The sequence below is a fragment of the Microcoleus sp. Pol12B4 genome, assembly GCF_036701385.1.
Classification (GTDB): Bacteria; Cyanobacteriota; Cyanobacteriia; order Cyanobacteriales; family Microcoleaceae; genus Microcoleus.
This window is the reverse complement of sequence record NZ_JAUBQR010000063.1, coordinates 17,448-30,429: the sequence shown is the minus strand read 5'-3', so window position 1 is coordinate 30,429 and position 12,982 is coordinate 17,448. Positions and strand designations below refer to the sequence as shown.

At 42.5% G+C, this 12,982-nt stretch carries 6 protein-coding genes; 1 reads left to right on the top strand and 5 read right to left on the bottom strand.

Annotated elements, in window-relative coordinates; all coding sequences use genetic code 11:
• Positions 1-324 precede the first annotated feature (324 nt).
• From QUA38_RS11360 to QUA38_RS11340, 5 genes are all read right to left on the bottom strand, one after another.
• Entirely contained in the window at positions 325-1,857 is a 1,533-nt protein-coding gene (locus QUA38_RS11360; protein ID WP_333161799.1) for an ATP-binding protein, read from the bottom strand.
• A gap of 35 nt (positions 1,858-1,892) precedes the next feature.
• Positions 1,893-7,256 carry an ATP-binding sensor histidine kinase gene (locus tag QUA38_RS11355; protein ID WP_333161797.1) on the bottom strand — a complete coding sequence of 1,788 codons (5,364 nt, stop codon included), beginning with the start codon at positions 7,254-7,256 and terminating at the stop codon, positions 1,893-1,895.
• 998 nt (positions 7,257-8,254) lie between these two features.
• Entirely contained in the window at positions 8,255-8,923 is a 669-nt protein-coding gene (locus QUA38_RS11350; RefSeq protein ID WP_333161795.1) for a 2OG-Fe dioxygenase family protein, read from the bottom strand.
• A 188-nt stretch (positions 8,924-9,111) separates the two neighbouring features.
• A complete protein-coding gene (locus QUA38_RS11345; protein ID WP_333161793.1) occupies positions 9,112-9,876 on the bottom strand; it encodes an aldolase/citrate lyase family protein in 765 nt (254 codons plus the stop codon).
• 89 nt (positions 9,877-9,965) lie between these two features.
• Positions 9,966-10,385 (bottom strand): hypothetical protein, encoded by a 420-nt coding sequence (locus QUA38_RS11340; RefSeq protein ID WP_333161791.1) that lies wholly within the window; start codon positions 10,383-10,385, stop codon positions 9,966-9,968.
• 227 nt (positions 10,386-10,612) lie between these two features.
• Between QUA38_RS11340 and QUA38_RS11335 the strand changes: the two genes are divergently transcribed.
• On the top strand, positions 10,613-12,712 hold the full coding sequence (locus tag QUA38_RS11335; protein WP_445305047.1) for an FAD-dependent oxidoreductase: 2,100 nt from the start codon (positions 10,613-10,615) through the stop codon (positions 12,710-12,712).
• Positions 12,713-12,982 lie beyond the last annotated feature (270 nt).

Here is a 12,982-nt window from a genome sequence, read left to right as displayed (position 1 = left end):
ATGTTCCCATTCAAGAGTCAGAACGGAAGTTTCGATAGGAGTTATCTGTGAGTTGCTTAATGAAACTTAGACATTTTCTCACCTTTTTAGGGGCTGAAAACCTCTCCCTCGCAAAAGAAAGAGGTCTATGGTCTAAAAATGCCTGAAACCATTGTAAATATTAGATTTATGCCCTTTCGAGGTAAAAGTCTTTTTCTATCTAGGTTTTAAGCCATTTTGGCTTCAGTTTTTGTCTCAGCCCGTTAGCGTAACTTTAGGAATTACTGCTGATTTCTCCCCTGCAACTGAAAACCGCTATATGATGAATTCCGCCCAAGCGGTTTCCTAGACCGTAGCTACCGCGAAATTGGTTTCTATACAGATAGCTGGCATCTCAATAATAAACTGTGTTCCCTCGTCTGGGGTAGAAAAACACTGCAATTGACCGCAGTGTTTTTCGAGCAGAATTTTTTTGCTGATTGACAATCCCATGCCTGTACCTTTTCCGATTGGCTTAGTAGTAAAATAGGGAGTAAAAAGTTTAGAACGAACTGTCTCAGTCATGCCAGCGCCATTATCAGCAATTGTTACCCGAATGCCTGAATCAAGGCTAATGTTCTCCTGTGAGGTGCCCGGTAAAACTTCAGTCCGAATTAATATCTGGGGCTGAAAAACTGTACCTTTTTCTTTACTTACCCGCTCTTCCAAAGCATCTATAGCATTCGCTAAAAGGTTCATAAACACCTGATTGAGCTGACCTGCATAACAAGTCAAAAGCGGCAATACGTCATACTCTTTAATCACATTAATAGCAGGGCGATCTGACCTAGCTTTTAGTCTGTGCTGTAAGATCATCAAACTGCTATCAATCCCTTCGTGAATATCTACTGACTTGATTTCTGTTTCATCCAACCGCGAAAAATTGCGTAGAGACTGCACAATCATACGAATGCGTTCAATACCTAACTGCATAGAAGAAAGTAACTTTGGCAAATCGTCTATGATAAATGGCAACTCTCCATCTTCTATTGCATTGAGAATTTCTGCTTCTGGTTGCGGGTAATGCTGTTGGTAAAGATTCAATACATAGATTAGTTCTTTAATATAGTCTTTAGCGTGCGAAAGGTTGCCGTAAATAAAGTTAACCGGATTATTAATTTCATGAGCGACACCTGCAACTAATTGACCGAGACTAGACATTTTTTCACTTTGAACTAGCTGGAGTTGTGTTTCTTGCAGTTCTTTGACAAAATGCTCTAAGGCAAGAGCTTTTTGGTGTTCTTTTTCTTCACTGATACGCAGTGCTTTCTCTACTTGTTTGCGCTGCTCTATTTCCGACTGCAATTTATGACCTAGACAAAAACTTCTCAAAGCTGTTAGCACTGTAGTGTATAGCTTTGATGTCGTTAATTCAGTTTTAGTTTTATAGTCATTTATATCGTAATTGATAATAACGCTTTTTTCGGGTACTTGTCCGGGTTGACCCGTGCGTAAAATAATTCGCACTAACTGATTGCCTAACACTTGGCGGACATATTTCACAAACTCTAAGCCAGCATCATCCGTTTCCATGATTACATCAAGCAGGATGATAGCCACATCAGGATGTTCTTGAATTAACTGTTTAGCTTCCTTAGCGGAATAAGCACTAATAAATTTTAAAAATTTATTTTCATAAACAAAATTTATTAAGGCTATATTGGTAGCTGTGTGAACTTGAGCTTCATCATCTACAATCAAAATTTTCCAGCTTTCTGTCGGAGAATCTTCTGATACTTCATCGGCAAAAAATAACTCTTCATCTGAGTTAACTTCATCCGCAAATAACACTTCTTCAGATGATATTTCATTTGAAAAGCCGTAAATACTCTTGTCCATTGCTGCTTACCTTTCTTTGTTACTGATGTTGGGATTTAGGAAACTACGGTTGTGAATTTATGTGAATTTATTTGCAAGGGTAGCTTAATAATAAATTTGGTGCCGACTCCTACCTCACTTTTACATTCTATTTCACCCAGAAGTTTTTGGGTTACTAAATTGTAGACAATATGCAATCCCAACCCGCTACCACCCTGACCGCGTTTTGTAGTAAAGAATGGCTCGAAAATTTTACTTAAATTTTCAGGGGGAATGCCTTGACCGTCATCGGAATATTCCAATGTAAGCCGATCGCCCTCTTGTTGCCAATCAAAAGCGAGCTGACCAGATTCGCCCGGTTCATAAGCATGAATCAGAGAGTTCATCAGTAAATTTGTGACAACTTGGGATAAAGCACCTGGATAAGAATCTAGGGCTATTTTGGTGTCTCCCTTAATTTCGATCGAATGTTTGCTATTTCTCAATTTTGGTTTTAATTGGATTAAAATTTCATCCAGATAATCTCTTACTATGAAAGTTCGTCGTTCTTCGCTAGAGCGATCGACTGCCACTTCTTTAAAGCTCTGAATCAATGCCGCAGCCTGATTTAGATTAGTTAAAAGGGCGTTACTGCTTTGGGTGGCTATATCCAAAAATTTTTCTAGCTCGGAGCGCTTCATTTTGCCACTCTTATAAGTAGAAGCAAATTCTGTGGTATGTTCTGCCAAAGCTGACGCAACGGTGACACCAACGCCGATGGGAGTATTAATTTCGTGGGCGACGCCTGCAACTAATCCTCCCAGCGATGCCATTTTTTCAGATTCGACTAGCTTGCTTTGAGCCGCTTTTAAAGCATCCAGCGTGTTGGATAATTCCTGGGTGCGATCGCACACTAATTGCTCTAAGTTTTGATTGAACTCCTGCAAATTATTGTAGAGTTGGGCATTTTCAATGGAAATGGCTATTTGGGCCGATAACAATTTTAACAGTTCTAGTCTATCTGTAGTGAAAGCTCCTTCTGTGAGGTTATTTTCTAGGTAAAGAATGCCTGTCAGTTTGCCTTGGTGCAGCAGAGGTGTGCAGAGAATGGATTTGGGTTGAGTGGCTGCTATATAAGGATCGCGGGTAAATTGTCCCTCTTGGGTGGCGTTATTTAAAACTACGTTTTCCTGGGTGCGGATGACGTAGTGGGCGATCGCACTTGCCAGTTTTGGTGTTTCCCCAGAAGCTGCTTCTGCATTGAGGGGATGCGATCGCAGTACGCTAATTTCATCCTCTTTCACGGAACCTTCAGCCTCGATGGCCCAGTTTCCTGCTTTTTCTAAAATTAAAAATCCTTTTTGGGCGCCTGCATTTTCGATGGCGATTTTCATCAACCTTTCCAGCAATTTACTCAAAACTATTTCACCTGAAATTGCTTGGGAAGCTTTCATTACTGTGGCTAAATCTAGCGTATCTCCCAAATTAGTGCTAGTGGTAGTAGGCTGAGTTGTTGTTTGGTTAGCTTTTGTTTGAGTTGTTGTCTTAGCTGATGTTCTCGCTAGGAATTGGGGGTATCTCTCTTCTAAATCTTTAACTTTAGCTATAGCGCCCCAAGATTGGTAGCTATAATGAGCGTTTTGCATATAAACTTGGGCGATCGTTTCTTTGCCCCATGACAAGTAAAATTTGGCAGCAAGTTCGTGAGCCAGTGCTTCCTCGTTGATGTACTGGTTTTCTTTGGCAAGGGCAATAGCCTTGTCGTACATCTCAATCGCTTCTATTTTTTCGTCTAAAACCCGATGCCGTTCTGCCTCTACTAGATAGAATTTATGCAGATGATTCATTGGAGCATGATGCGCCCATTTCTGCATTTTTTCTTGATTGGCTTGTACTCTGTCAAGAATGCCCTGCTGCTCTGACTGTGGAGTATCAGAATACACCGCCAACCACACCAAAGAATCGTAAAAATGGAAAATAGGAACAGGGGGCAATCCTACCAATCCGTCTAAATATTTCTCTGCTATGGCAATATTTTCAATCGCTTCTGAGTAATTTTCAAACCAGTAACTAAGTAAAAGTTTGTTCCAATATATGTAAGCAACTCCCGCTTTGTCATTTGCTTGCTCGTGCAATAGCAACCTGATCTGCTCATCGCAGGCTTCACCCTTGAGAAGGCTGGGATTTTCACTTTTTCCGAGCAGATTTAAGACAGCCTGCCAATAGGTCTCTATATAATGAAGCGCTGTTTTTTGCTTGATTTTATGAACAGCATCTCTGTAAGTGGCCATCTCTCTTTCAAGGACAGTCAGTTCTTTGCCGCTAAAGTAAGCGAAATAGGCGTACTGCATTAGACCATAGCTTGCATATTCTAAATCTCCCGTCTCCATGCCGCTAACGTAAGCTGACACCAAAGGCTCTAAGCTTTCTCTCAGATGCTCTTTCCAAGGTCGGATAAATGAATTTACTATGACAACTGTCTTGGCTTTAATTTCTTGAGCATTTAACTTGGACATTAGACTTAAAGCCAATTGACCAAACTGATAGCCTGAATCAATATCTCCGACAACTCCGCAAAGCAGAAGACCATAATTGGCATAAGCAAACGGAGACACGGAAGCATTGCCATATTGGACGGATAAATCTACTTGTTTGCACAATGTCAAGGGCAACAGTTCTGGGGTTGCAATATATGCAGGAGAAAAGATGCTTGACATAAGTTTCATAGCTGCTAGTTTAGAGGGATCGCTCATGTGACGCAGCTCAATTAAATCCTCAATTCGTTTCCCATTCAAAATTGTCGCAGTTTCCCCTAGTGCCTGCTCAATATCTGACGGTTTCGGCGCTTGGGGAAACTCTACTCCTAACAGCTTTACAGCCTGTAACGCTGTATTAACTGCATCAATTAGCTTGTTCTGCGACACATAAGCTTGAATCTGGACTTCATAGACTTTTATTTTGTCCAATAGCGTTTTGGCACAGTTTTGCACGACTGATACTAATTTCTGCATCCGGTAAAAATTACCGCTCAAAAAAGCTGCCTCTGCTGCTTCCTCATGCAGCGCTAATGTCATTTCGTACAGACTGTTCCAGCTATCTTCTGCTAACAGTTTTAAACCTGCTTCCAAATATTTAACCGCTGACTCATGGGCTGTAGCTGCTTTAGCTTTTTGACCAGCAATTAAATTTAGTTTAGCGATTTCAGTTCGTTCCGATTCATCGCCAACCCCTTCAATTCCTAAATTAAGATGATCGACGATCGCAAATATATTTTCCGCTCGTTTCTCTGGCGAGGTATTTTGCCAAAGCAGGCGACCGATTTGTAAGTGAACTGTTTTTTTAGAAGATTCCTCAATCAGGGCATAAGCAGCTTGTTGCACGCGATCGTGCAAAAACTTATAAGTAGTAATGACGAGATGAGACTGAACGATTTCTTCTTCTGTTACGCCGAGTTCTGAAGTGGCTAAAATTAATCCATCTTGGATGGCTGGCAATAGCTGTTGAAAGGTTTCAGCGGTAGATTTTTCGTTGACAATCGAGAGAGTATTTAAGTCAAAACTATTGCCCACACAAGCGGCTAACCGTAAAACCTGCTGAGTGGAATCTGGCATTTTTCTCAATTTACCGACCATCAACTCAACGACGTTATCGGTAATCCCTACGGCTTCAATGTCTGAAATATTCCAATCCCAGTTTCTTTGCTCCAAATTAAAAATCAGGAGGTTTTCTTCATAGAGAGTTCTGAGAAACTGATTGACAAAAAAAGGATTGCCTTGAGTTTTACCGACGACTAACTCAGCTAGGAGGATGACTGAGCCTCTATCCCTCCGTACAGTATCAGCTATCAAGTTAGTAATATGTTCGATATCTAAGGGAGTTAAGGTAATGTGGTTAATAGTCGCGCCTTGATTTTGCAGCCCCTCCAGAGTCATGATTAAAGGATGGGTCTGGCTCACTTCGTTATCTCGATAAGCTCCCATTAGAAATAAATATTTCGTTTCCTCATCTGCCATCATTACTTGCAGCAGTTTCAGAGTAGCGGAGTCAGCCCATTGCAAATCGTCTAGAAAAATGACTAAGGGGTGCTCGACTGAACAAAACACCCGGATAAATTTTTGAAATACTAAATTAAAACGATTTTGCGCTTCTGTAGCACCTAACTCTTGGACGGGTGGCTGTTTGCCAACAATGAATTCTACGTCGGGAATGACATCTATAATGATTTGACCGTTATCACCAAACGCTGCTAAAAGTTTTTCTTTCCAAGCATTGAGTTGGGTTTCGCTTTCCGTTAGAAGTTGCTTGACTAAGGACTGAAACGCTTTGACAATCGCCGAGTAAGGAATATTGCGTTGAAATTGGTCGAATTTCCCGGCTATAAAATAACCGTTTGCCTTAGTAATCGGTTTATAAACTTCTTGCACTAAGGCGGATTTACCAATCCCAGAATAACCCGACACTAACATAATTTCTTTCGTGCCATTGCTGACGCGATTAAACGCGGTTAGCAAGGTTTCTAGTTCTCGTTCTCTCCCATAGAGTTTTTGGGGAATTTGAAATTTATCCGTAATATCTTTTTGGGCGATCGCAAAATCAGCAATCGTTCCTTTAGCCTGTAGTTGTTCTAGGCATTTTTCTAAATCTGCGATGATTCCCCTAGCACTTTGGTATCTTTTTTCAGCAGTTTTTTCTAAGAGCTTCATGACAATATCAGAAACCGCTTTAGGAATTTTTGTTTCGGGATTGATTTCATGGGGCGGTACTGCTTGTTTAGCAATATGACAGTGTACTAATTCCATTGCATCGTTGTAATCCCATGGCAGTTGCCCCGTTAGCAGTTCGTAAAAAGTGACTCCTAATGAGTAAAAATCAGTGCGGTAGTCGATCGATCGGTTCATTCTGCCTGTTTGTTCCGGCGATATATAGGTAAGAGTGCCTTCTAAAACATTAGGATTTTTTAGGGTAGGATTCTCACGCGATAAGACAGTAGAGATGCCAAAATCTATGATTTGGACTAGCCCTGTTGTCGAGTTAATAATAATATTGCTGGGGTTGATATCTTTATGAATAATGTTATGTTGATGAATTTGACCTAAAGCTCTGGTTATTTTAATAGCTGTTGACAAAAACTCTTCTAAGGTAAGTTTTTGAGCGGCAAACCACAGCTTTAATGATTCTCCACCACTATCCTCGAAAATTATGGCCAAACTGTTCTGGTATTTTTCTAAGCTGTAGGTTTTAGGTACAGTTTCTAGGTTAAGATTGCGTGTAATTTCGTATTCCTGCTTGTATCTAACTAACGAAGCTGGCATCGGATAATCTTGCTTGAGAAATTTGAGAATGACTGGTTGGTTGTCTGGCTTTCTCACTCCTCGGTAAACTAAAGAATTGTTACTTTCATGAATTTGGTTGGTAATCTCGTAGCCGGCTAAGTTAATCATCTTTGCAGCCTATTTTAATAATAAATACACATTTTTTTAGCAATTATCAATTTCTAAGTAGATGTACCCTCTAATATAAACACTAGCCTGCACTTTAAGCAAAACTTAAATTTCAACTAAAAAAATATTAATTTTTACATTTCTTAAAAAAAATACAAATAAAGATTTATGTTAGGAGGGATCTCGCTCCACAACTTCCTCCAAAAGCAGGCAGAACAGAGTGAAGGGATCTCGCCCTTGGTCTTCAGAGGAGATGTGTACGGCTTGTTATAGTTAGTAGATCGATCGTCAGATATGTCTAGACCCGCTCATATCTAGAACTTAGGCATTGACAAATTAACTTAAATGTGAATAAAGTGCAAAAATAAGGTAATCCCGACGGCGGATTAAGCTTGTGCCATTACAAACAGTTGCAAAAAGCACGGATATTTGTTGAGATGCGACAAGTCCAATTAATCCTGCACTTAGCGAGCTGTTAATATTTACTTTTTAGACCTACTTTTTGATTGAGATAATTGAGAATGAAATCACGGGCTACCTGAAGAGAAAAATTCCGTTGAATTTCGTACCAATTATCAATCAGTTCTTCTGATCTGATTAACGGAAATTAAACAAAAACAGAAGCTAAAATGGCTTAAAACCCAAATCGAGAAAAACTTTTAGCTCGAATGGGCATGAATTTACAGTCCTGGACGCACGGGGCCCAGAAACCCGGTTTTTTTTACGAAAAGACCCCTCGCACCCCGCACCCAAGGTAAAAAACCCGGTTTCGAGAAGTCGGAGTGCGTAAGTCTTGAATTTAGTTATACCAAGGGTTATAGGCATTTTTAGGTCATAGACCTCTTTCCCTTGGCTAGAGGGGGTTTGGGCTCCTCAAGAAGCTAGAAAATGTTTAAGCCCCACTAGCAAAGGTTACATATCTAGTAGCGAGCGGGGACGCTTGCGCTCATATAAAAGCTCTCACGCTTGATGCTCCCCGCCCAATTTCTCAACTCTCCTCAATCGGTAAGCAAACTCGGAGAAGTTAGCACAAAGACATCCCTGGTTCCCAACCCTTCAGATTCCGGTTTAATCGGCGTAGTAAAGTGGAAAAACTCGTGGTCGTTAACTAACAGCAATTCTCCCGGATGCAGAACTTTATTAAAAACAGGCTTCTCTTTTTTAGCCAAGTACAAATGCGTTTCCCCACCTACAATATTAGTTCTGTCAACCGAGAAAATCCCGATAAAATCAGTACCGTCTTGGTGAATGCCTTCCGGTGCGGGGTTGCCGAAATTGTGCGGCGAACAAGTCGTCCTGATTTGATGGATGCCGATTTCAGCTTCCGGGTGAATTTTGCAGGAATCGAAAAAAGCAAAAATCATCTGTTTGAAATTATCGAGGGCGATTAGCCGATCGTCCAATTCGGCAAATTCCCGCCTGATATCACCCACTAGCGGATTGTATGTTTTGCTTTGATACAAATAGCCGTGAGGTAACTTAACTAACTCATTTCCGTTGACTGCAAACCGCGATAATCTTCTAGAACGATACTTACCTTTCACATACGGATCGACAGGCATATCGTCAAAAAATTCCTTGAAACCTTCTAGCTTAATAGAGTTTACTTTTTTGAAAGTAAACATGAAAGCATAATCCAAATGAATGGATTCTAATACGGTTTTCATAGATTTTACTCCCTGAAGCCTTGCTCCCCTCCCTAATTTTGCCTTGAGGAGGTGTATGCTTCTACTCTAGCGCAGGATTTTTGTATGTGTCGTAAAAGACACTACAAAAATTGCAAAGATATCGTAAAGCTTGCAAGATGAATTCAGGAGCTGGTTCTTCTTTTAATCCAAAATCCCCAATCTAAAATCTAAAATCGATTGACTGCTTTCACCAGCGACTGACAGGCCTGCAGGAAAACGGCAACATCGACCCCAAGCGTGACGTACTGAACGCCAGCATCAATCCACTGCTGGGCGATTTCGGGGTTGTCAGCAAAAGTACCGGCGGCTTTGCCTGCTTTGCGGATGGTTTGCACTGCCTCCTGCATCATGTCGATGACTCGGGGATCGCGGACTTGGCCGGGAATGCCGATCGACTGTGACAGATCGTAAGGCCCTAGAAAAATCACGTCCACCTCTGGGACAGTCACTATTTCTGCCAGGTTGTCGATGCCAGCTTTGCCTTCGACATGAATCACAACCAAGGATTCTTCGTTGAGTTTGTTGGTGATATTTGTACCTGCGGCGGTGTAAAGTCCCGCCCGCGTAGCGAAGGAAAGGCCTCGCGTGCCCAGAGGATTGTATTTAGCGCTTTTGACAGCAGTTTCGGCATCAATTTTACTTTCGATTTGAGGTACTTGAACGCCTGCACTGCCGATATCGAGAGCTCGTTGAATTTGCGGCCCGTCGTTTTTGCGGACGCGAATAATCGGTGCAATTCCAGTGCAGTCGGCGGCGCGGCACAAATCTTCAGCAGCAAGCGGGTTCAGGGGGCCGTGTTCCATATCGATAACGGCGAAATCGAATCCAGCGTGACCGCATATTTCCATGAATGCGGGATAAGCGCAGTTCATAAATAAACCGAGGACGGTTTCGCCTTGTTTAATTTTTTGTTTGAGTTGGTTTTGACGCATAAATTTGGAGTTTTTTTACCGTCGGTGACGATCGATTAACCTAAATTATTTTTAATATTACAGCTAAAATATGGCCGTTACAAATTACTTTAGGTTAAGAGAATAGACAAAAATTTTGTAGCTGCTTTTGCTTCTATTTTAAATGGAATTAAGCATAAAAGCCAGCCAAAAATAAACATTCCTAAAATTGGTAAAAATATTGCTCCCACGGAGGGTTCGACTAACCAAGCAAATAAAGAAAACATTCCAATACTGCCAGTTGTCCACAGCCAAAGAATCAGAAGTCCTATGACTATTTTATGTAAAGTCATCCTAATTTTGATGGAACAACCGAACTGTTGATTATGTATATTGCCTTCAATAATTGGGAACAATAAATTTCGACCGATGATGATGCGATTGATTGTGAAGGTTTTGCCAGAAATCGTTCCTTCATAGGGTTTCGCAGGTGGCGGCCCAAAGGGTATAATTACTCTAACAACTTTGGGAGGAGTAACAACTTCGTCCAACCTGCGTAAAACCTCCGAAAAAGTTAAACTGGTGGTAATTGTTAAACTCTCAAAAGGAATCAATGACCTAAAAATTTTGACTATTTTGAGCATAAGGTAGAGCCGACTGTTCAATAGTTGTTGCTGGTATTAATGCCTCTTCTCTAAAAAAGTTTTCCCTGACAACACCGCGAAATACCAGTATACTGCAAAATAAACATTTAGATGGCATGAGTGTTTTTCGCGCTATGTCAAAATTAATTCCACAATCTCCGATGAAACTTCGACAGTATCTATTTTTGCTCAAAGGTCGATCGATCCTTAGCCTCACCCTCGGCATAATTTCCGCGATGGGGAGCATTTCGCCAGTATTTGCCGCACCTCCGCGCAATCGGGACAATGCAGAAACTTGCGACATTCTAGTAGCAGGCGGCGGGCTCGCAGGCGCTGCTACCGCTTACGAAGGTTTGCTGGCGGGGCGCACAGTTTGCCTTACTGAAATTACTGACTGGGTAGGCGGTCAAATTTCCTCCCAGGGAACTTCCGCACTCGATGAAAGAGAGACTCAGCGATCGCTCTTATTTTACCCCCGCGGCTACCTCGAATTGCGGGGGCGGATCGAGCAACATTACGGCCGGCTAAATCCCGGAGGCTGTTGGGTTAGCTATTCGTGTTTCATGCCCTACGACGGTCACAAAATTCTATTTAACATCTTGCAGGATGCCGCTAGAAAAGGCAAAGGCACGCTGAAATGGTTTCCCAATACGGTTATTAAAGAACTAGCAATTACTCCTGCTGTGGCCGGCAATGCGGTTGGGGGCCAACAAATTAAAAGTGCGATCGGCATTCAACACAAACCCGCTGCCAACACGCCACCACTCAACACCGAAACTCTTTCTCAAACTATCGAAGATGCCTATCGCTACGAAAATTCGGCGCGCTTTAATAAAACTATTATTCGGTTTATTCCTAAACCACCTAACCAGTCAAATTCTCAACCTAAAGGTGCTGATTGGTACGTTGTAGATGCCACCGAAACAGGGGAATTGATCGGACTTGCCGATGTTCCCTACCGCCTCGGAATTGACCCGCGTTCCCCTCTCGAACCTTCCTCCCCCAGCGCAACCGGCGACGCTTACTGCACTCAAGGTTTTACCTACACCTTTGCGATGCAGGCAACGAAGGAGCCGCAGCAGCATCAAGTGCCGTCTTTTTATCAACAATATGCTCCTTACTACAGCTACGAATTGCAGAGATTGGCGAGCTTTCCGTTAGTTTTCACCTACCGCCAAATCAGGAGCATGAGACCGGATGAAAAGCGACCTTCAGACCCGAAGCAAATCCCGATTTATCCAGGGGATATTTCGATGCAAAACTGGACTTGGGGCAATGACTATCGTCCCGGTTCTGCCCAGGATAATTTAATTTATTCTCGCGAGCAGTTGGCAGAAGCAGGTCAACTGCAACCGGGGGGATGGATGGGCGGTTTGCGAACCGAAACTTTGCGAAAGGGAGAGGAAAATGCCAAAGGATTTTTCTACTGGCTGGTAACAGGAACTACTGACTCGCAGCTAGGAGAAGGAGTCAAAAAGCCTAATCCAAACAATCGTTTTTTGAGCGGGTTTGATTCGCCGATGGGGACGGCGCACGGACTTTCTAAATATCCTTATATGCGGGAGGGCCGACGCATTATTGGGCGGCCGAGTTTCAATCAGCCTCAAGGTTTTACGGTGTGGGAAGTTGATATGTCTCGCACTGACTTTACGGCTGATTTTTACCGCCAGAATTTGTCGGAGGAAGAGTATCGCAATTTGTGGTTGGCTGTGGGTGGTTTGAATGCGCCGGCTTTAGCTGTGGGAAGTCAATCTGTTGAGGATACAAAATCGCGATCGCGCGCTACGATTTATCCTGATTCTGTGGGTATCGGTCATTATGCGATCGACTTTCACCCCTGCATGACCAACAGTCCGCCGGAAGCACCGGGAAATACCGAACGCGAAGGCACTCGCAAAGCTCAAGGGCAAGCTTACCCCTTCCAAATTCCGCTGCGGGCAATGATTCCTCAAAAAATTGACAATATGTTAGTAGCGGGTAAAAGTATTGCTGTTAGCCACACAGCGGCGGCTGCTTATCGAGTGCATTCTTTTGAATGGTCTGCCGGTGCGGCGGCGGGAGTTACGGCTGCTTTTTCCTTGGAAAAAGGGATTCTACCTTATGAATTAGTGGACGAATTGCCCTCCCGCGAGCCGAACTTGGAAGTGTTGCAGTTGCGGTTGCAACAAAATTCCAATCCGATCGCCTTTCCGGGTACTTCTATTTTCAATAGTTCGTGGCAAAATTGGAAATAATCGCAGTTGGTAATCTGTAGGGCGGGCATCCTGCCCGCCCTACAATAAAATTCACTCTTTGTGGAACAGGGTGGAACAGGCTTTCGAGCCTGTTCCTGACAACCCACAATTAACTCGTTACCAAGAAGAGCCTGCGAACCAGTATAAAATAATCAGTAACAAAATAGCTGATAAACAGCAATTTGTCATCCATCTTTCGATAGAAGCAATCAGACACTGCTTTAGTCGGATAATATCAATAATCTCAAAAATATTCCCCCCTTCCCCTTC